The 21006-nt window shown below is 65.4% G+C and carries 17 protein-coding genes and 1 pseudogene; 7 read left to right on the forward strand and 11 right to left on the reverse strand.

Annotated features, from left to right (window positions below):
- Positions 1 to 119: 119 nt before the first annotated feature.
- Positions 120 to 3695 carry a cobaltochelatase subunit CobN gene (gene cobN / locus ACX4ZE_RS04805; protein WP_480272070.1) on the reverse strand — a complete coding sequence of 1192 codons (3576 nt, stop codon included), beginning with the start codon at positions 3693 to 3695 and terminating at the stop codon, positions 120 to 122.
- Between the two features lie 341 nt (positions 3696 to 4036).
- Between cobN and ACX4ZE_RS04810 the strand changes: the two genes are divergently transcribed.
- A complete protein-coding gene (locus tag ACX4ZE_RS04810; protein WP_480272071.1) occupies positions 4037 to 5236 on the forward strand; it encodes a precorrin-3B synthase in 1200 nt (399 codons plus the stop codon).
- Positions 5237 to 5292: 56 nt separating this feature from the next.
- Here ACX4ZE_RS04810 and ddaH read toward each other — a convergent pair whose 3' ends face one another.
- Positions 5293 to 6135 carry a dimethylargininase gene (gene ddaH / locus ACX4ZE_RS04815; protein ID WP_480272072.1) on the reverse strand — a complete coding sequence of 281 codons (843 nt, stop codon included), beginning with the start codon at positions 6133 to 6135 and terminating at the stop codon, positions 5293 to 5295.
- Positions 6136 to 6268: 133 nt separating this feature from the next.
- Between ddaH and ACX4ZE_RS04820 the strand changes: the two are divergent.
- The 4 genes and pseudogenes from ACX4ZE_RS04820 to ACX4ZE_RS04835 form a co-directional block, all read left to right on the forward strand.
- Positions 6269 to 6703: pseudogene (locus ACX4ZE_RS04820) on the forward strand (Lrp/AsnC family transcriptional regulator); the annotation flags it as partial.
- A gap of 97 nt (positions 6704 to 6800) precedes the next feature.
- Positions 6801 to 7436, forward strand: coding sequence for a precorrin-8X methylmutase (locus ACX4ZE_RS04825; RefSeq protein WP_480272073.1), 636 nt, complete (start codon positions 6801 to 6803; stop codon positions 7434 to 7436).
- Positions 7433 to 9001 carry a precorrin-3B C(17)-methyltransferase gene (cobJ, locus tag ACX4ZE_RS04830; RefSeq protein ID WP_480272074.1) on the forward strand — a complete coding sequence of 523 codons (1569 nt, stop codon included), beginning with the start codon at positions 7433 to 7435 and terminating at the stop codon, positions 8999 to 9001. Before ACX4ZE_RS04825 ends, cobJ begins: the two co-directional genes overlap by 4 nt.
- A gap of 107 nt (positions 9002 to 9108) precedes the next feature.
- The gene (locus ACX4ZE_RS04835; RefSeq protein WP_480272075.1) at positions 9109 to 9663 is read left to right on the forward strand and encodes a PadR family transcriptional regulator; all 555 of its coding nucleotides are present in this window, start codon (positions 9109 to 9111) and stop codon (positions 9661 to 9663) included.
- 48 nt (positions 9664 to 9711) lie between these two features.
- Here ACX4ZE_RS04835 and ACX4ZE_RS04840 read toward each other — a convergent pair whose 3' ends face one another.
- The 4 genes from ACX4ZE_RS04840 to dprE2 all read right to left on the reverse strand — a co-directional run bounded on the left by ACX4ZE_RS04840 (position 9712) and on the right by dprE2 (position 13198).
- Positions 9712 to 10455 carry a cobalt-precorrin-6A reductase gene (locus tag ACX4ZE_RS04840; protein WP_480272245.1) on the reverse strand — a complete coding sequence of 248 codons (744 nt, stop codon included), beginning with the start codon at positions 10453 to 10455 and terminating at the stop codon, positions 9712 to 9714.
- 2 nt (positions 10456 to 10457) lie between these two features.
- Complete coding sequence (locus tag ACX4ZE_RS04845) at positions 10458 to 11075, reverse strand: DUF8020 domain-containing protein (protein WP_480272076.1); 618 nt, start codon at positions 11073 to 11075, stop codon at positions 10458 to 10460.
- A gap of 123 nt (positions 11076 to 11198) precedes the next feature.
- On the reverse strand, positions 11199 to 12446 hold the full coding sequence (cbiE, locus tag ACX4ZE_RS04850; protein ID WP_480272077.1) for a precorrin-6y C5,15-methyltransferase (decarboxylating) subunit CbiE: 1248 nt from the start codon (positions 12444 to 12446) through the stop codon (positions 11199 to 11201).
- Positions 12443 to 13198: a decaprenylphospho-beta-D-erythro-pentofuranosid-2-ulose 2-reductase gene (dprE2, locus tag ACX4ZE_RS04855; protein WP_480272078.1), complete on the reverse strand. Its 756-nt coding sequence runs from the start codon at positions 13196 to 13198 to the stop codon at positions 12443 to 12445. The genes cbiE and dprE2 overlap by 4 nt, the downstream gene beginning before the upstream one ends.
- A gap of 137 nt (positions 13199 to 13335) precedes the next feature.
- On the opposite strand from dprE2, the gene ACX4ZE_RS04860 reads away from it, so the two are divergent.
- Positions 13336 to 13752, forward strand: a complete 417-nt coding sequence (locus ACX4ZE_RS04860) for a TIGR03618 family F420-dependent PPOX class oxidoreductase (RefSeq protein ID WP_480272079.1) — start codon at positions 13336 to 13338, stop codon at positions 13750 to 13752.
- A 16-nt stretch (positions 13753 to 13768) separates the two neighbouring features.
- On the opposite strand, the gene ACX4ZE_RS04865 is transcribed toward ACX4ZE_RS04860, so the two are convergent.
- A complete protein-coding gene (locus ACX4ZE_RS04865) occupies positions 13769 to 14896 on the reverse strand; it encodes a M24 family metallopeptidase (RefSeq protein ID WP_480272080.1) in 1128 nt (375 codons plus the stop codon).
- An 80-nt stretch (positions 14897 to 14976) separates the two neighbouring features.
- Between ACX4ZE_RS04865 and ACX4ZE_RS04870 the strand changes: the two genes are divergently transcribed.
- Entirely contained in the window at positions 14977 to 15942 is a 966-nt protein-coding gene (locus ACX4ZE_RS04870; protein WP_480272081.1) for a 5'-3' exonuclease, read from the forward strand.
- Between the two features lie 176 nt (positions 15943 to 16118).
- Here ACX4ZE_RS04870 and ACX4ZE_RS04875 read toward each other — a convergent pair whose 3' ends face one another.
- The 4 genes from ACX4ZE_RS04875 to tatA form a co-directional block, all read right to left on the reverse strand.
- Positions 16119 to 16808, reverse strand: coding sequence for a DUF4333 domain-containing protein (locus ACX4ZE_RS04875; protein ID WP_480272082.1), 690 nt, complete (start codon positions 16806 to 16808; stop codon positions 16119 to 16121).
- A gap of 114 nt (positions 16809 to 16922) precedes the next feature.
- Complete coding sequence (locus tag ACX4ZE_RS04880; protein ID WP_480272083.1) at positions 16923 to 19625, reverse strand: DEAD/DEAH box helicase; 2703 nt, start codon at positions 19623 to 19625, stop codon at positions 16923 to 16925.
- A 3-nt stretch (positions 19626 to 19628) separates the two neighbouring features.
- Positions 19629 to 20582: a twin-arginine translocase subunit TatC gene (gene tatC / locus ACX4ZE_RS04885; RefSeq protein ID WP_480272084.1), complete on the reverse strand. Its 954-nt coding sequence runs from the start codon at positions 20580 to 20582 to the stop codon at positions 19629 to 19631.
- Positions 20583 to 20680: 98 nt separating this feature from the next.
- Positions 20681 to 20938, reverse strand: coding sequence for a Sec-independent protein translocase subunit TatA (gene tatA / locus ACX4ZE_RS04890; RefSeq protein ID WP_480272085.1), 258 nt, complete (start codon positions 20936 to 20938; stop codon positions 20681 to 20683).
- Between the last annotated feature and the right edge of the window lie 68 nt (positions 20939 to 21006).

Here is a 21006-nt window from a genome sequence, read left to right on the forward strand (position 1 = left end):
GATCTGTTGTTCTCCGGATGCAGCCGTGGCAGCCTATCAGCCATGCATGATGTGCATGGCGATATCGGCGACAGTGCAAAGCTCGGGGATGCGGTCGCGGGAATGCGGTCGCGCTTCAGCTACTCCAATTCTCCTTCGGTATCGAGATATATCTGTCGCAGCTGATCGAGCACGGCCTGTTCGGGATACTCCCAGAGTTTCCTTTCCACCGCCTCCAACAGCCGCTCGGCAATGCCATGCAATGCCCAAGGATTGGACTTTTCCATGAACTTCCGGTTCATTTCATCGAAAACGTAACTCTCCGCCAGTTTTTCGTACATCCAGTCGGCCACGACATCGGTGGTGGCGTCGTAGCCGAACAGATAGTCCACAGTCGCCGCCATCTCGAACGCCCCCTTGTAGCCGTGCCTGCGCATAGCCGCGAGCCAGCGCGGGTTCACCACGCGGGCCCGGAACACCCGTGCGGTCTCCTCCGACAGGGTCCTGGTGCGCACCGCGTCGGGGCGGGTGCTGTCACCGACGTATGCCTCCGGATCTTTGCCGGTCAACGCACGCACAGTGGCGACCATGCCGCCATGAAACTGGAAATAGTCATCCGAGTCGGCGATGTCGTGCTCGCGAGTGTCGATGTTCTTGGCAGCCACCGCGATCCGGCGGTACGCGTCGCGCATATCGTCCGCAGCGGGAATCCCGTCGAGATCGCGCCCATAAGCGTAACCCCCCCAGGTGGTGTACACCTGGGCGAGATCCTCGTCGGTGCGCCAGCTCTTCGAATCGATCAGCTGCAGCAGGCCCGCACCGTAGGTTCCCGGTTTGGAGCCGAAGATACGGGTAGTGGCGCGCCGTTGGTCGCCGTGCGCTGCCAGATCGGCCTGGGCATGCGCACGCACATAGTTCGCTTCGTGCGGCTCGTCCAGATCAGCGACCAGGCAGACCGCGTCGTCCAGCAAGGCGAGCACATGCGGAAAGGCATCGCGGAAGAAACCGCTGATGCGCACAGTGACATCGATGCGGGGACGACCCAGTTCCGCGAGCGAGATGAGCTCGAGCGCGCTGACTCGTCTGCTCGCTTCGTCCCATACCGGGCGAACGCCCAACAGTGCGAGAACTTCGGCGACGTCGTCGCCTGATGTGCGCATGGCCGAGGTGCCCCAGACCGACAAGCCCACCGAGCGCGGGTATTCGCCATGGGCGGACCGGTATCTCTCCAGCAGCGATTCCGCCATGGCCTGACCGGTTTCCCAGGCCAACCGCGAGGGCACGGCTTTCGGGTCGACCGAGTAGAAGTTGCGACCGGTCGGCAACACATTGATCAGGCCACGCAACGGTGAACCGCTCGGACCCGCCGGGATGAACCCACCGTCGAGTGCGTGCAGCACCTGCCCGATCTCCCTGCCTGTCTGTCGTAAACGCGGCACTACCTCGGTCGCCGCGAATCGCAATACCCGGCGGACCTCCGGGTTGTCGGTAATGTTGTCGACCGCGTCCGGCGACCAGCGCGCCGCCTGCAATGTCGCGACGAGCGCGCGGGCGTTGTCTTCCACGGTGTCGACTCGTTCCCGCATCTGTTTGCCCGACTCGTCGAGTCCGAGCGCCTCCCGCAGACCGGGCACCGTACGCTCACCGCCCCACAGCTGGCGCGCCCGGAGCATGGCCAATACCAGGTCCAGTTCCTCCTCCCCTTCGGGCGCCCGCCCGAGCACGTGCAGGCCATCGCGGATCTGCACGTCCTTGATCTCGCACAACCAACCATCGACATGCAGCAGCATGTCATCGAAGGAGTCCTCGTCCGGGCGTTCGATGAGTCCCAGATCGTGATCCATTTCGGCGGCACGCATCAGCGTCCAGATCTGTTGGCGGATGGCGGGGAGCTTGGCAGGATCCAGCGCGGAGATATTGGCATGCTCGTCGAGTAGCTGCTCCAGCCGCGCGATGTCGCCGTAGCTCTCCGCGCGAGCCATCGGGGGGATCAGATGATCGACCAGAGTGGCGTGCGCCCGTCGCTTGGCCTGGGTACCCTCGCCCGGATCGTTGACCAAGAACGGATAGATCAGCGGCAGGTCACCCAACGCGGCATCTGCGCCGCAGGAGTCCGACATGCCCAAAGTCTTGCCTGGCAGCCATTCCAGGTTCCCGTGCTTGCCCAGATGCACTATCGCATCGGCGGCGAAGCCATCGGCAGCGCCGAGCCATCGGTAAGCGGCCAGGTAATGGTGGCTGGGTGGCAGATCCGGATCGTGGTAGATCGCGACGGGGTTCTCGCCGAAACCGCGCGGCGGCTGCACCATGAGCACGACATTGCCGAAACGCAGTGCCGCGATGACGATCTCACCGTCCGGATCGGACGAGCGGTCGACATAGAGCTCACCGGGCGGCGGGCCCCATGCCTCGACCACGGCGGTACGCAGATCCTCGGCCAGGGTCTCGAACCAAGCGGCGTAGGTGCCCGCACCGATACGGATCGGATTGCCCGCCAGCTGTTCACTGGTCAGCCAGTCCGGATCCTGCCCGCCCGCGGCGATCAAGGCATGGATCAGAATGTCACCGTCCTGATCGTCCAGGCCAGGGATCTCACCATGGGCACCGAGGTCATAGCCGGCGCAGCGCATTTCGGTGAGTAAGCGGATCGCGCTGGCCGGGGTGTCCAGGCCGACCGCGTTGCCGATGCGGGCATGCTTGGTGGGGTAGGCCGACAACATGACGACAACACGCTTACGCGCGGCGGGAATATGACGCAGCCGAGCATAACGCGTCGCGATGCCCGCCACTCTAGCCGCGCGCTCGAGGTCGGGGACGTAAGTGGACAGGCCGTCCGCGTCGAACTCCTTGAACGAGAACGGAACCGTGATGATCCGACCGTCGAACTCCGGGACCGCGACCTGAGTGGCGACATCCAGTGGCGACAGGCCGTCGTCGTTGGTCGCCCATTGGGCCCGGCCGGTGGTCAAGCATAAACCTTGAAGGATGGGCACATCCAGTTCGGCGAGCGCACCGATATCCCACGCTTCGTCCGCACCGCCCGCCGAGGCGGTGGCAGGCTTGGTTCCACCGGCGGCGAGTACCGTCACCACCAGTGCGTCGGCGCGGCGCAGCGCAGCGAGGAATTCGGGTTCGGCGGTGCGCAACGACGCACAGTACAGCGGGAGCGGGCGCGCGCCCGCCTGTTCGATCGCGGTACACAGGGCATCGATGTAGGCGGTGTTGCCTGCCAGATGCTGCGCGCGGTAGTAGATCACCGCGACCGTCGGACCATCGGCCACCGGCGCGGTGACCCGATCCAGTTCACCCCAACTGGGCAACTGTATCGGCGGCTCGAAGCCGTGCCCGGTGAGCAGTACCGTATCGGACAGGAAATTGTGCAGTTGACGCAGATTCTCCGGACCGCCTGCGGCCAGATAATTGTGCGCGGCGGTCGCGACGCCGCCAGGCACTGTCGAGCATGCCATCAACTCGGCGTCCGGAGCGTTCTCCCCACCGAGCGTGACCAGCGGAACACCACGGGCACGCAGCGCCTGCAGCCCGTCCTCCCATGCGCGTTTACCGCCGAGGAGACGTACGATCACCAGATCGGCGCCCTCCAGCAGGGCAGGTATGTCGTCGGCCTGCAGTCGAGCGGGATTTCCCCACCGATAGTCGGCGCCGCTGGCGCGGGCGCTCAGCAGGTCGGTATCGGACGTGGACAACAGCACAAACACAATGCCAGCCTTCCTCGGGTGACGCGCCCATCGGGGTTCGCTGCTCGCCGGAGAGGGTCTGGCTTTCTACAGTGGCGCGACCGCACCGGACTTCCACCGGTTTCCTCGTCACCCGTCGAGCATGCCGATGCTACCCGTCTTCTCGGCCGGGCCCGGCCCCGCGTCCGGCCCACCCGCTGGGCGTCGTCCACATTTCGGGTAACCCCGGCCGACCACTGAACCAGTTGGTTCCGCCGGGCACTGAACCAGTTGGTTCCGCCGTGCTCGACCAGCTGAGCCGGCTCGTCCGGTGACCGACCGCATACTCCGTGCCTGCTAAGGGTCCGTAAGCTGGGCTGGATATGTCACGACGCATACCTGATTCCTGCCCAGGCGTACTGCGGCTGCACGAGGCGGCCGATGGGCCGCTGGCGCGGATTCGAGTGCCGGGTGGACTGCTGGAGCCTGCGCAGTGGCAGGCGCTCGCGGAGGCCGCGCATACGGTAGCGGACGGAGACATCGAGCTCACTTCACGCGGCAACGTCCAATTGCGCCGGGTACGAGATGCGGAAGCGCTGACCGAACGGTTGACAACCGTCGGCCTGCTACCGAGCCGCACCCATGAGCGGGTGCGCAATATCATCGCTTCGCCGCTATCCGGGCGAATCGGCGGACTGACCGATATCCACCCGCTTGTCGCGGAGCTGGATGCCGGGCTGCGGGGGGCGCCGCGACTGGCCGGTCTGCCCGGCCGAGTGTTGTTCACGCTCGATGACGGGCGTGGCGACGTCAGCGGACTCGACGCCGATATCGGCGTACAAGCCCTAGGCGCGGACGAGTTCGCGATGCTCCTGGCCGGCAGGGACAGCGGAGTCCGGCTCCCGACCACCGACGCGGTCGAGGCCATGCTCGCCGCTGCCCACGGTTTCCTGAAGCTACGTGGTGACAATGCGGGCCACTGGCGGTTGCGCGACATCGAAAACGGCACCGAACGCCTGATCGATCTCCTCGGGCTGTCCCCTACCGCCGATCGACTCGAGCTCGCCACGGCGCACCCCTTGCCGATCGGATGGCTGACGCAGGACAACGGGTTGGTCGGCCTCGGGGCCGGCGTGCGCCTCGGCGCTGTGCCCGCCCGCACCGCCGAGTTCCTCGCCGCGATCGAGCGACCCATTTTCGCCACCCCTTGGCGCAGCCTGGTGGTCACCGATCTGACCGAGTGGGCCGCCGAACAGGTAGTACGAGTATTGGCCCCGATGGGGATGATCTTCGACGCCGATTCCCGCTGGCTGCTGGTCAGCACCTGCACCGGACTACCGGGGTGCGCGAAATCGCACGCCAATGTCCGGGCCGATGCGACAACAGCGGTCGGCACCGACCGAGTACTGCCCACCACCGGGACCGCTCCGGACGTCGGAGCACCAGCAGCACTACCGATGGCCGCGACGGACATCGCGGTAGCCGGTCGGCAACACTGGTCCGGCTGCGACCGTCGCTGCGGCCGTCCCCGAGGCGCGGTCACCGATATCGTGGCCACCAGCGAGGGGTATCGCATCGGATAACCCGCTCCGAGACCCGTCGTCACGCTCATCGCCTTACCTGGCGTGTGTCCGGTTTGTCACCTGTCGTGGATTTCGAGGGTGCAACATTTGACGGAACCGCCCGCCTTGAGCAGCTCGGACATCTCGATACCGACCGGGTGATAGCCGCGAGCGCGCAAAGCCTCGCGCAGATCAGTGGCGCGACTGCTGAGGAAGACGGTGTGCCCGGTACAGACACCGTTCAATCCGAGCACCACCGCATCCTCCTCGGTGGCCGTGATCGCATCCGGGTAGAGCTCAGCGAGAACCGCGCGAGACTCCGGACCGAAGGCAGGCGGATAGTAGGCGATAGTACGACCACCCAACGGAAGCAGCACCGTATCCAGGTGATAGAAGCGCGGGTCTATCAGTTCCAGAGACACCACGGGCAGGCCGAAATAGCGGGAGACTTCTTCGTGTGCGGCAGACGAACTGCGGAATCCCATGCCCGCCAAGAGCCGGTCACCGACCAGAAGAAAATCTCCCTCCCCTTCGTTCACTTCTTCAGCTGCTACCAAGGTCCGCACCCCGAGCCCGGCGAACCAACGGTGGTAGGCCGGGCCTTCGGCGGCGCGTTCCTGGTGGGTGAAGCGCGCCGAGATCGCGCGCTCCCCGATGATCAGCCCGCCGTTGGCGGCGAACACCATATCCGGCAGTCCTGGTACACCGGGTACCACCTCGACGGTGTGCCCGTATTTCATGTAGGTGGCGCGCAGCGTCTCCCACTGCTCGATCGCGAGCGAACGGTCTATCGGCTCGGCAGGATTCATCCATGGGTTGATCGAGTAGGTGACATCGAAGTAGTCGGGACGGCACATGACGAACCGGCGCGGCGACGAGCGGTGCGCAGTGAAGTCGAGGCGAGGGGCTACAGACGTCATCAGTACTCCCAAGGGTCGGATGCCTTCGGTCGTCATGACAGTAAATGGCCTACTGTTGCGCTAGAAACAACGATTCGTTGTGTATTCAGTCGGAAGAACAGCTATTCATTGCGTACCCTCCGGGAGAAGAGACATGGACGACCTCGATCGGCGAATCCTCGAGCAACTGCTCAAACGCGCGCGAGCCTCCTTTCAGGAGATCGGCGACGCGGTCGGGCTGTCCGCGCCCGCGGTGAAGCGACGGGTCGACCGCCTCGTGGCGAACAAACAGATCACCGGGTTCACGGCATTGGTCAATCCGGCGGCGCTGGGCTGGAAAACCGAGGCGTACGTCGAGGTCTACTACCGCGACAACATCTCTCCCGCCGAACTCAAACGCAGCCTGGAACCGATTCCACAGGTGGTCGGGGTGTGGACCATTGCGGGAGAGGCCGATGCGCTGGTACACGTGATAGCCGCCGATATGGCCGAGATCGAGGTGACCGTGGAGCGAATCAGGGAGAACGCGCGGGTGGGACGCACCAGGAGCTCGATTGTCATGTCCCGGCTCCTCGAGCGCCCGCGAACCCGAGCCTGCGATCTCACCATATCGGACTCGACATCACTGCCCAGCTCCCCTCGACCCGAACCGGCCCGTCCATCCCCCGGCCCATAAGGTGGACCGCATGTCCGAGGTACATGCCTGCTATCTGACCGACGGAGCCGAGATCTACCGACGCTCGTTCGCGACGATCCGCGCAGAGGCCGATCTGAGCAGGTTCCCTGCGGATGTGACGCAGGTGGTGGTACGGATGATCCACGGCTGCGGCCAAGTGGATCTCGCCGAGGACATCGCCTTCTCTCCCGGTGTCGTCACCACCGCGCGGGCGGCGCTGCGGGCGGGCGCGCCGATTCTGTGTGACGCGACCATGGTCGCCGCGGGCGTGACCAGGAAACGACTACCCGCGGACAACGAAGTGCTGTGCACACTCACCGATCCACGGGTGTCACACTTGGCCGCGACCATGGGCACCACCCGCTCCGCCGCCGCGTTGGAGCTGTGGCGAGACCAGCTCGCAGGCGCCGTCGTCGCGATCGGAAACGCCCCGACCGCGCTGTTCCATCTACTCGATCTGCTGGCGAACGGCGCACCTCGCCCCGCCGCTGTCCTCGGTATCCCGGTCGGGTTCATCGGAGCCGTCGAATCCAAGGACGCGCTGATCGACACCGACGGCATCGAATACCTCACGGTGCGCGGCAGACGTGGTGGCAGTGCCATTACCGCCTCCGCGGTGAACGCGATCGCGAGCGAGCAGCAATGAGCGTTCCGGGAAAATTATGGGGTGTCGGGCTAGGCCCAGGCGATCCCGAACTGGTCACGGTCAAAGCGGCGACGGTGATCGGGGCCGCCGATGTCATCGCGTTCCACAGTGCGCGCCACGGTCGAAGCATCTCCCGCCGCATCGCGGCGCCGTACATGCGCCCTGACCAGCTGGAGGAGCACCTCGTCTACCCGGTGACCACCGAGACCACCGAGCATCCAGGCGGCTATCGGGGCGCGATCGACGAGTTCTACCACCAGGCCGCCGAACGGCTGGCCGAGCACTTGGCCGCAGGCCGTTCGGTCGCCTTGCTCGCCGCGGGGGATCCCCTGTTCTACAGCTCGTACATGCATATGCACCGGCGCTTGGCCGACCGCTTCGAGACCGAGGTCATACCTGGCGTCACCTCGGTCAGCGCCGCAGCGGCCGCATTGGGTACGCCGCTGGTCGAGGGCGAGCAGGTGCTCACCGTCTTGCCTGGCACACTGCCGGTCGACGAACTCACCCGCCGGTTGCGCACGACCGAGGCTGCCGCGATCATGAAATTGGGTCGGACCTACCCCAGCGTCCACCGCGCTCTCTCCGATTCCGGGCGACTCGCCGACGCCTACTATGTCGAACGAGCGAGCACTACCGAGCAACGCGTCCTGCCTGCCGACGCGGTCGACGCTGCCGAAGTACCCTACTTCTCCATCACCCTCGTCCCCAGTGTCGAGACGACCGTATCGCTGCCCCGCGTCGAACCGGATTCGACGGCGGGACAGCGGGTACACGACACCCCGCCCGCCCACCGTGGTGGCGAAGTCGTGGTGGTAGGACTTGGTCCGGGAGCAGCGGAGTGGACTACCGTCGAGGTGCGCTCGGCACTCGCGGCGGCCACCGACCTGGTCGGCTACACCACCTATTTGAACCGGGTACCCCGGCATCCTGGGCAACGTCGCCACGCCAGCGACAACCGGGTGGAGTCCGAGCGCGCCGCGATGGCTCTGGACCTGGCCAAACGGGGTGCCAAGGTCGCGGTCGTCTCTTCGGGCGATCCCGGTGTCTTCGCCATGGCGGCGGCCGTGCTCGCGGAAGCCGAGAACCCACAGTGGCGCGAGGTGCCGGTGCGCGTGCTGCCAGGGATCACTGCGGCCAACGCGGTAGCCGGTCGGGTGGGCGCACCGCTCGGGCACGACTACGCGATGATCTCGCTGTCCGACCGACTCAAGCCCTGGGATGTCGTGGCACAGCGCCTTTCCGCCGTCGCGGCGGCCGATATGGCCATCGCGATATACAATCCGGCATCGTCGCAGCGCACCTGGCAAGTGGGCGCGATGCGGGACCTGCTCTTGGAGCACCGCAAGCCCGACACGCCCGTGGTGGTCGGGCGGGACGTCGGCGGGCCGACCGAGTCGGTCCGGGTGATGGCGCTCGGCGATCTCGACCCCGCCGACGTGGACATGCGCACGCTGCTGATCATCGGCGCATCCACCACAACAACGTTCGAAACAAGTCAGGGTACCCGAGTTTACACATCCCGACACTACAGTCGCCCACAGGACGCAGCGGTCGGCGACGCGTAGGATCTGCGCACGCAGCTGGAGCGGGCCATCGCATAGGATGCGTACCCACCTCGGCCGACCGGCCGGTGCGGAACGATGCGCCCGCAATGATAACATTCCACTATGGAATGTTGGAGCGAAGGGAGCAGGCGTTGACCACGACCGCGGCCACACGCAAGCCACTGAACTCGACGGCGGCGTCGCTGCTCGGATTTCTGCACGAAGGTCCCATGTCGGGCTGGGATCTGGTGACCGAAGCACAAGACCGGATCGGCAGCTTCTGGACAATCACCCAAAGCCAAGTCTATCGAGAACTCAACACGATGGACGCGGCAGGGCTGGTCGAGAAGGGGGAAGTCGGTGCCCGCGAACGGACGCCTTACCACATCACCGCCGCGGGACGAGAAGCATTCCGCGAATGGATCGCCCGTGATCTCGGTGGGGAGACCATCCGGGCGCCCCTGCTGCTCACCCTCTCGTTCGGTGAACATCTCGATCGCGAACGGCTCGACGATATCGTCGCAGCCAATCGTGAGATCCATCAGCAGCGACTCGCTCAGTATCTCGCCGAGAATCCGGTGGAAAGATCAGCCTTCGCTCGCGCCACACTCGATTTCGGGATCCGCTACGAACGAGCCGTGTTGGCGTGGTTCGACCAGCTACCCGAGCTTCTCGACAGCTGAGCCTCCAGCAGCCGGCGATATCCCGGCTCGATGGTGCCGCGACCGAGATCATTCGCCATCGGCGCGCAACACACGCAACCAATCCATTACTTGTGCGACGGTCTCCACGGTTTCCGTCCCCTCGGGCAGAGGCGGACGATCGATGACGACGACCGGGATTCCCGCCGTGCGGGCAGCCACCAGTTTGGCTTCGGTCTGGTCACCACCGCTGTCTTTGGTGACGAGCACCTCCACCCGTCGCGCGGTGATCAGTCGCAATTCGTCCTCGACAGCGAAAGGTCCGCGAGCCAAAAGCATTTCGTGCTGCGGCGGCAACGGACCTTCCGGTGGGTCGATGGCGCGGATCAGAAACCACTGCCGAACCAGCCCAGCGAACGCGTCCACACCTTGCCGGCCGATAGTCAGGAATACCCGCGCGCCGAGCGTCGCTGTCACCGTCGCGGCCGCCGCGAGATCGGGCACCCGAATCCACCGATCCCCCACCCGCTCTTGCCAGCTCGGCCGCCGCAGATGCACCAGCGGCACCCCCACAGCACGCGCCGCTACAACCGCATGGTCGGTGATGGTCGCCGCGAATGGGTGCGTGGCATCCACCACCGCGGCTACATCGTTATCCGCGATCCAGGCACGCAATCCCTCCGCTCCGCCGAAACCTCCGACCCGGATCGTCCCTTCGGGCAACAGCGGCGCTCGTACGCGACCGGCGAGCGAGGAAATGGCCTCGAACTCTCGCTCGCCGGAAGCAATGTGGGCCAGCTCCCGCGCTTCCCGAGTGCCGCCCAATAGCAGAATCCTCAGGGCTGACCGCTGAAATAGGCGATTCCCGCGTCCAGTAGCGCAGGCCCGCCCGCGACGGCGAGACCGATCAGCGCACCGAGCGCGGCACCGGGCAGAACACCGATACCGAAGAAAACGAGACCGATGGCGGCGCCGATCAAGCCACCGAACGCGGCGCCGAGCGAGGCGCGCTGCAACTCAGCTAGAAACCACTCCTGGGCGCCGATGAACTCAGCGGACACCGGCGCGTTCGCGGTCGAGGCGAGCCGCGGGGTCAACGTCAGCCTCGTGCCCTCGCCCGCGATCTCCGCGGCGACTCGGATCTGCTGTCCGCCGACTGTCATAGTGAGCGGAATCGTCGTGACGACCTCCCCCACCGAATTCGTCATAGTGACCGACCGTCGGTCGGCGTCGATTACGAACGCACCGCCGGTCACGCCTGCGATCACCGACTTACCAGCGTCGGCGAGCTCTAGTGCGTAATCGATGCCGTGTTCCGAACCCGTAACCGAGGATACGGCGGCAGTCTGCTCCTGCGCGGCAGGTGGCGCCGGCGCGGCATAGCTGGCACCGGAGGCGACTCCAGTAGCGGCAGCAGCCAGCAATGCGGTCACCACGAGCGTCTTGTATCTCAATCTATCTCCCATCGGAACCGGTTTTCCGATCGAGTCGGACTCGGCCCCGACCCTACCGCGTAGGCGGTAGCATGCTCGCCCATTAGCGGGTGATTCCGGACCGGCGATTCACCTCACCGGCAGTCACTCCTTCACCACCGACCACTGCGCCACCGGGAGCTGGGGCCGCCACGCGGTGAAAGATCCCAGCGGCTCGCCACGGTAGATCTGAAACTTCCGCAGCACACCGCCATGCGCGGCCGCCCAGCCGAGCAGCACGGATTCCGATTCGGCGGTCACCGCGTTCGCGACGAGCCTACCGCCGTGTCGTAGCCGCGCCCAGCATGTCTCCAGCACGCCATCCTGTGTCAGACCACCACCGACGAAAATCGCGTCGGGCGCGACAGCCTCGACGCCGCCGAGCTCGGCACATAACTCACCGCGAACCAGAATCTGCGGAACCCCCAGTGCGGCGGCATTGTCCACGATCTGCTGCCGTCGGCGCGCGAGCCGCTCGAAGGTGACGGCGCGGTTATCCGGATGCGCACGGCACCATTCGATCGCGATACTGCCCGATCCGCCGCCGATATCCCACAGCAATTCTCCTGGAGAAGGCGCCAGCATCGCCAACGTCAGCGCACGGATCTCCTGTTTGGTGAGCTGACCGTCACCGCAGAACAATTCGTCCGGCAGGCCGGGAAAACGGGTCGAACGCTGCCGGTCCTGGTCGGCGTCGGCTACACAGATGATCGCGACAATGTTCAGCGGATCGCCCGGCGGCCGTTCCCACCGCTTCGCGATACCCGTGCTGAGTCGTTCGGCCGGACCACCCAGTTGCTCGAGGACGATCAGCTCGGAGTCCCCGAAACCGTGGCGTCCCAGCAGCTGTGCCAGCTCCCGTGGGGTGCGCTCGTCGGCGCTGAGCACCAACAAGCGCCTGCGGTCGGCCAGCTCGGGCAGCACTGACTCCACCGGGCGCCCCACCACGCTCACCACCGGCGTCTTCGCCAGCGGCCAACCCAGCCGAGCACAGGCCAGCGAAGCAGACGATGGCTGCGGCAAAACGCGCAACGCCGGTGCGCCCAGCAGGCGGGCCAGCGTGACGCCGATACCGAAGAACATCGGATCACCACTGGCCAGAACACACAGCCGCGCGCAGGCATGCCGCTCGAAGAGCTCGGGCAAAGCGGGCAACAGCGGCGAAGGCCAACACACCCGAGTCGCCGCCACCGTATCCGGCACGAGTGCGAGCTGCCGCGCGGAACCGTACAGGATCTCTGCGGCGTGGGCGGCCTCCCTTGCGGCAGGAGCGAGGCCGTCCCAACCATCGGCACCGATCCCGACGACCGTGATCGGCGACCCAGGCCACGGCGCCGGCACAGCCGCGTTCACCGTGGCATCCGACGCCAGATGGATCGGGGCAGCAGGCGCAATGCGAAGAACACCGGTCGCAGCGCCCTAGGCACCCACACTCGGCTCGCGCGCCTGCGCAATCCTTTGACCACAGCATCGGCGACTCGGCTCGGGGTGGTGGAAAACGGGGCCGGGGACATTCCCTCGGTCATACGCCCGATGACGAACCCGGTACGGACAAGCAGCAGATGAACACCGCTGCCGTGCAACGCATCCGCCAGGCCACAGGCGAATCCGTCGAGCCCGGCTTTGGCCGACCCGTAAACATAGTTGGCTCGCCGGACCCGTACGCCTGCCACCGAACTGAACACTACGAGCTGTCCCTCCCCCTGAGCGCGCAGCAGATTCGCCAAGAGGGTGAGCATACTGACTTGGGCGACGAAGTCGGTGTGCACGATCGCCATCGCGTGAGCGGGGTCGCGCTCGGCACGACGCTGTTCCCCGAGTACACCGAACGCGAGCACTGCGATGCCGATCTGTCCGTGTTCGGCCGCAACCTTCTCCAGCAGCGCCGGATGACCGGCGACGTCGTCGGCGTCGAACTCGACCGTGTGCACAGTGCGCGCACCGGCTTGCACGATCGATGCGCTCTCGGCGTCCAGGTCATGGCTGCGACGAGCCGCGAGAATCAACTCCCGCCCCGGTGCCAGCCGCCGTGCCACCTCGAGCCCGATCTCACTACGCCCGCCCAGTAGCAGAACAGCCCCTCCGGGCAACTCACGCGTTCCCATCCGCCCAGTCTGTCATCGGCGGACCCGAGGCCCAGCGCCGAGGTGGCCGCCGTTTGCTCCGCGCCTGACACAGGCCGCGGACCGGGACGGTGGGTGGTGAGCAACAAGGGCTGAGCAACAAGGGCTACGGTCGGGGGATGCCGGCGAATATTGCTCCACTGTCACCCGTCGCCCTCGAATTCGTCACCGAGCGGCATCTCGCTACCCTGACAACGTTGCGCGCCAATGGTACCCCGCATGTGGTGGCGGTAGGGTTCACCTGGGACCAAGAGCGTGGAATCGCGCGCGTGATCACCGACGGCAGTTCGGTGAAGGTACGCAACGTACGCCGTTCGGGATACGCGGCGGTCAGCCAAGTCGACGGCATCCGGTGGATCACCCTGGAGGGACCGGCAACCGTCCTCGACGAAGCAGCCGCCGTCGCCGAGGCAGTCGAGCGGTACACGAGCCGCTACCGCACGCCGAGAGAAAATCCGACCCGAGTGGTGATCGCCATCGAAGTCCAGCGCGTCCTGTCCAGCAGAGTCCTCAGCGCATCGCAGGCGAGGACGTAGCCGAAGGGAACTCAGGTCACAGAACAGTGAGACCGCGTGGCCTGTTGTTCACCGACTCACTGCCGTCGGCCGTGACGACCACGATGTCCTCGATGCGCGCACCCCACTCGCCACGAAAATAGATGCCCGGTTCGATGCTGAACGCCATGCCCGGCTGCAGGACGAGCCCGTTGCCCGCGACGATATAGGGTTCCTCGTGCACCGAAAGACCGATACCGTGGCCGGTGCGGTGCAGAAAGGCAGGACCGAGACCCGCCTCGGTCAAAGGGCCACGCGCCGCGGCATCCACCGCGGCCGCGGTGACACCCGGGCGAACCGCCGCGACAGCCGCCGCCTGGGCACGCTCCAGTTCGGCGTATCGGGCGGCCACCTCCGAGCCGGGCTCGCCCAGTACATAGGTGCGGGTGGAGTCCGAATAGTAGCCGGGGCCGACCGGGCCGCCGATATCGACGACCACCACATCCCCTGCCTCGATACGTCGATCGGACATCTCATGATGTGGCTCGGCGCCGTGCGGGCCGCTTCCGACGATGACGAACGCCGCCTCGATATGCCCCTCCGCGACGATCGCGGCCGCGATCTCGGCGCCGACCTCGGCCTCAGTACGACCCACCCGCAAGAACTCCCCCATGCGCGCATGCACTCGATCGATCGCCGCGCCCGCCCGCCGCAGCGCATCCAGCTCGGCCTGGTCCTTGACCATACGTAGTTCGCGGAGTACCGGAGTGGCGGATACCGGAAGACCGGTGAACGATTCGGCCAGCGGCAGCAAGTGCAGCGCGGGCATGGCGTCGGCGACAGCCACCCTGGAACCGACGTGCAACGTAGACTTCACCAGGGCATACGGGTCGATCCCGTCGACCCAGTCCAACACCTTCAGACCCAATTCCTCCACCGCCGAGCCGTCCAGCGCCGCCAGCTCCAGTTTCGGGACCACCACCGAAGGTGTCGCCCCATCCGCCGGGATCACCAAACAGGTCAACCGCTCGAACGACTCGGCCGCTGATCCGATCAGATAACGCAGGTCTGCTCCTGGAGTGATCAACAAGGCGTCCAAATGGGCGACCCTTATCTGCTCCACTGCCCGCTCCAGCCGAGCACGGTAGACATGTGCTTCGAACCTGGAATCCGTATGCGCGCTCATGCGTCCGACGTTACCCGGCCGTCTCCGATGGACACCGAACCTCGCGCATACTGTCCGTGCCTACGCGTACTCTTCAGCCCGTGAACTCTGCTGCTGGTGGGCCCTTGTTGCTGATCGACGGAGCCAGTTTGTGGTTCCGCGCCTTTCACGCCATCCCCGACAAGATCACCGCGCCCGACGGCAAGCCGGTAAACGCATTGCGCGGTTTCGTCGACATGGTGGCCGCCTTGATCACCACGTACGCGCCGAGCAGACTGGTGGTCTGCCTGGACCTGGACTGGCGTCCCGCCTATCGTGTCGATTTGATCCCGTCGTACAAAGCGCACCGCCTCGATACGTCACAAGCGGCCGCACCAGGTACCGAAGCGGTACCTGCCACCCTCACACCGCAGATCGAGATGATCCTGCGGGTACTCGACGCCGCAGGCATCGCGACCGGTGGCGCGACAGGCCTGGAAGCCGACGACGTGGTGGGCACCCTGGCCACCACAGAGCGCACCGACACGGTGATCGTGGTCAGTGGTGATCGCGATCTGCTCCAGCTCGTGCGAGACGAGCCCGCACCGCAGGTGCGCGTCCTCTACGCGGGACGGGGCCTGGCCAAAGCAGAACTTTTCGGTCCGGCCGAAGTCGCGGCGAAATACGATGTCCCGCTACGGAACGCGGGGTCGGCATACGCCGATATGGCCACACTGCGCGGCGACAGCTCCGATGGCCTGCCCGGGGTCGCGGGCATCGGCGAGAAAACCGCGTCCGCGCTCATTTCCCGTTTCGGTTCGCTCAACGCGCTGCGCGCTGCCGTCGAGGATTCCGAGACCGACTTGGCACACGGAACCCGAGCCAAGCTCCGTGCCGCCGAAGACTACCTGAAGGCCGCCGCACAGGTCGTCCACGTAGTGTGCGATGCCGATGTGACGCTCTCGCGCTCCGATGTCCTTCCTATCGAACCCATCGACCCGGATGGGCTACGGGCACTCGGTGCCGCCTACAACGCCGAAAGCCCTGTCACACGGTTGATCACGGCGCTCGGTGCGCGCATTACCTGATCCGATACGCCTATGCCCTCCAGGAACCGGCAGCCCTCCGGGAACCGGCAGCAATGTTACGACGTTGCGACAGCCTCACATCCATCTGGTGGGCTCGCGCGATCCGACACCGGGAATCGTATCCGCACAACAGGCTTCCAGCCGGGATCGCTCAGCGAACGTGACCGGATCCGGGGCTAGCTCGGTCGACCGACCTCGTAGGTGCCGTCCTCCTTGGTGATCTTGATCGGCACCTTCTTGGTCTCACCACCGACCTTCACGGTGCACTCGAAGGTAGCGTCGACCGTCACCTGCTGCCCCGCCGGGCACGAAACATCACTGATGTCCTGGATGCCGTAGGAATCCGACAGCACCTTCCGCACACCGTCCTGAACCGCGACCTGGTCCAGTTCGTCCGTGGCGGTCAGCATCAGCATCAACGCGACGACCGCGCCGAGCACAGCGACACCGAGTGCGGACAAACCGATCACCATGCCCTTGCTCCTGCCGCCCTGCGGCTGGGCAGGGGCACTCCACTGCGACTGTTGGCCCCATGGCTGCGGCGACGACGGCTGCTGACCACCCCACTGCTGCGGTTGCCCCTGAGCGGGCGGTTGCCCCCACTGTTGTTGCTGCGGTTGCTGGTCCCATCCTTGTTGCGGCCGGCCCCACTGCTGTGGCTGCTGGCCCCACTGCTGAGTCGGCGGAGCCGAAGCCGGTGGCTGCGGTTGACCACCCCACTGCTGCGCGGCGCCGGGGCCGCCCTGCGGCTGCGGCGCACCCCACTGCGCGGCACCGAGCCCATCCGTCGGCTGCGGCGCGCCCCACTGCTGGGCGGGATCGTTGCGTCCCTCCCCGAAGTCTTTCGGTCCGTAAGGGCCGCTCATCTCTTTGCCTCCACTCCCATCGTTGTACACACGGTAACCCCCCGCGCGGGCCGCAACGTACGACCCCTCCGGCACTGTCGGGACGCGAAAGAAATCAAAACACAACCGAATCGACTACGCGGCATCCACTGCGACGACACCTCGCCGGATCGCCCGCACCGCTTTGGCGGCAGTGGCGGCGATCTCGGGATCATCGGCGGTGCTGTGGATCTGATCCAGCAGATCGATCACCTGCCTGCACCAACGCACAAAATCGCCCGCCGCCAGCGGCGCACCCTGGTCGCCACCGGCGAGCAACGAATCGGCCAACCCATCACCACGCGCCCAGGTGTAGACCCCGTTGACGAAGCCCAGATCCGGCTCCTTCGTCGGCGGTAGCTTATGTCGTGCCTCATCGGACCGCAATTCGGACCACACGCCAATGGTCGCGCCTACGGCTCGCCGGATCGACGCTGTCGGTCCGCCCGGACCGAGATACCCGCCTTCCTGGCGGGATTCGTATACCAGGATCGACACTACGCCGGCCAGCTCAGCGGGACCAAGGCCCCGCCACAGCCCCCTGCGTAAGCATTCGGCCGCCAAAAGGTCGCTCTCGGTGTAGATGCGAGCCAGCCTGCGCCCGTCCTCGGTCACCTCACTGTTGTGCACGAATCCTCGTTCTTCCAACAGATCGACGATTCGATCGAAGGTACGCGCCAGCGAATTAGTAGTCGCGGCGACCTTCTGACGCATCGCCTCGGTTTCGCGGAGCAACCGGTTGTACCTCTCACCGACTCTGGCCAGCTGTTCCCGATCGGGCCTGGTGTGCGCCGGATGCGCGCGCAGGCCGCGGCGTAACGTGGCCAGTTCCCGATCATCGGTCGTGGTAGCGTGCTTGCCACGCCGCTGCCTGCCCGGCACCGAGATTCCGGTACTGCGCAGCGCCGAGGCCAGATCACGGCGAGTGCGCGCGGTCCTGTGGTCCACTCGACGTGGTAGCCGCATGTGCCCGAGCGCCTCGGCGGGCACCGGGAAATCGGCTACCGAGATCCGCCCTGCCCATTTGTCCTCGGTGAGCACCAATGGTCGTGGATCTCCCGGCGTCGCGTCCGGCTCGAGGATCACCGCCAGCCCGGTGCGACGCCCGAAAGGAATAGCCACCACATCGCCGCGCCGCAAGGCCCTGAGCGCATCCATCGCCGCACCGCGTCGATCGGCGCGGTTCTGCTGGGCCAGCTGACGTTCCCGCTGCTTGATCCGTTCGCGCAAAGCGAGGTAGTCCAGGAAACCGCCTTCCGCGCCGCCGAGCTGAACGCGCAGCTTACCCAACGCACCCTCGTTGCGTTCGATACCACGTACCAGCCCGACCACCGAGCGATCAGCCTGGAACTGGGCGAACGACCGTTCCAGCAGGGCACGCGACTCGTCGGCACCCATTCGGTCGATGAGGTTGATCGACATGTTGTAGCCCGGCCGGAACGAGCTGCGCAGTGGGTAGGTGCGGGTGGAAGCCAGACCGGCGACCGCGCTGGTGTCCACCTCGGGCTGCCACAGTACTACCGCGTGCCCCTCGACATCGATACCGCGCCGTCCTGCGCGACCGGTCAGCTGGGTGTACTCCCCCGGAGTGAGCTCCGCGTGTGACTCGCCGTTGAACTTTACCAGCCGCTCCAACACGACGGTACGCGCAGGCATGTTGATGCCGAGGGCCAGGGTCTCTGTGGCAAAGACCGCGCGTACCAGCCCGCGAACGAACAATTCCTCGACAGCGTGCCGGAATGCGGGCAGCATACCGGCGTGGTGTGCGGCCAGGCCCCGGTGTAGTGCCTCACACCACTCCCAATAACCCAGCACCTCGAGATCGGGCTTCGGCAGATCACCAGTGTGCTTGTCGATAATCGCGTCGATCTCACCGTGCTCGTCTGCTCTGCTGAGGTCCAACCGCGAGCGCAAGCACTGGGCCAGGGCTGCGTCACACCCTGCTCGGCTGAAAATGAATGTGATCGCGGGTAAAAGACCCTCGCCGTCCAGCTCGGCGAGCACCTCATGTCGTGGCAGCGGCCGGAAATTACGGCGGGGGCCGCCACGGCCGTTACGCGCGGGACCCCACCCGCCCATCCGGTCGGCAGCCTCCCGGTGCCTGATGAACCGGACAAGGTCTTCGTGGACGAGCACCTTCTGCTCGGTGGACTTCGTGTCGAACAGGTCGAACATCCGCCGCCCGACCATGACGTGCTGCCACAGCGGCACCGGCCTCGTCTCGTCGACTATCACCGCAGTATCGCCACGCACGGTCGCCATCCAGGCGCCGAACTCCTCTGCGTTGCTGACGGTAGCCGACAGACTGACCAATCGCACGTCCGGCGGCAGATGCAGAATGACCTCTTCCCACACCGCGCCACGGAATCGATCGGCCAGGTAGTGCACCTCGTCCATCACGACGTACGCCAGACCCCGCAGCGCGTCCGAGGATGCGTATAACATGTTGCGCAGCACCTCGGTGGTCATCACGACTGTCTGTGCGTCCGGATTGATCGATTGGTCTCCGGTCAGTAGCCCCACGTTGTCGCGGCCATGACGCTCGGTGAGATCGGCGAATTTCTGATTCGACAGCGCCTTGATCGGTGTGGTGTAGAAGCACTTTCCACCCGTGGCCAGCGCCGAGTGGACTGCGAATTCACCGACAACGGTCTTGCCCGCACCTGTCGGAGCGCAGACCAGGACACTGTGCCCCTCCTCTAGCGCCGCACAAGCATCGCGTTGAAACGGATCCAGCTGGAACTGCAGCTCGGTGGAGAATACAGCCAACTCGTCCGGCTGCGACCGATGATCTGTCACGCGTCAGAGGGTATCGGAGTAATCCGACGCAGGTCGTGCGGATTTCTCCTTCGACTTCGTGATCGGCTCCGCGGAATCGACAGGTTCGGGCATTCTCAGTTCAGAGGCTTCCTCATCAGACAGCACACCCCAGCCTGCGCGTTCGGTACGTGCGCGACGCAGGTCATTGATCCGGGAGAATTGGACAGCGACCTCGAACAGGACAGTCAGCGCGCCTGCCAGCGCGAGCATAGAGAACGGGTCCTGCGGGGTCACGATCGCGGCGAAGACGAACAATCCGAAGATGATTCCACGCCGCCATGCCTTGAGCTTCTGATAACTCAGTACTCCCACCAGATTCAGTCCGACGATCAGGAGTGGAGTTTCGAAGCTGACGCCGAAGATGATCAACAGGTGGATGATGAAGCCGAAATACTGCGTACCGCTCAACGCCGTGATCTGCACATTGTCGCCGATGGTCAACAGGAAGCTCAGCGCGTGCGCGATAACGACGTAGGCCAACACCGCCCCGGTAACGAACAACAAGGTGCCCGAGACCACAAATCCGACTGCGTATCTACGTTCCTTGACATAAAGCCCCGGCGTGATGAATGCCCAGAGCTGATATAGCCAGACCGGTGCCGCGAGCACGATGCCCGCGGTCATACCGACTTTCAGGCGCAGCGTGAACTGCTCGAACGGGGCGGTGGCGAGCAGTCGGCACGCACCGTCCGTACTGAGTTCCGCGCGCGTCGACGAAGGAAGCGCGCAATACGGCCCCCGCAGGATCTCACCGAGGCTCTGAATGCCGAGAAACGAGTACCCATACCAGACAAACCCGAGCACAGTGGTGGCGAGCACCGCAGCGATCGAGGCCAAGAGACGATAACGCAGCTCCTGCAGATGCTCGACCAACGACATGGTGCCGTCGGGGTTGGTTCTGCGCTTGCTACGCCGCGGATCGAACGGGATTCGCATAGTTGGTGACAGCCCCTGGATTGACGTGCCTCGCTCAGCTCGGCAACAGCACTATGACCGGGGTGAGTACCTCCTCGCCCCGGTGGGAGTGGATCCGCTCAGACCGACTTCGGTTCTGTGCGCGGCTCGGTAGCCTTCGGCGCCTGCTGCGCGGCAGGCAATGGCGCAGCGGGCTGCTGAGCCGAGGCATCGGCGTTCTGCGCGTTGCTCTCATTCTGCATCTGGCTTACTTCGCTCTTGAAGATGCGTAATGATCGGCCCAGGCTACGAGCCGCATCAGGCATCCGCTTGGCCCCGAAGAACATGATGAAAACCACTGCGATGATCAGCCAGTGCCAGATACTCAGACTGCCCATGATCTACCTCCCAAGACTCTGATGGTCTGAATGCTACCGGACCATGAAGTGCGCGAATGTCGTCGTCA

It is taken from the genome of Nocardia sp. TBRC8007 (assembly GCF_056629435.1).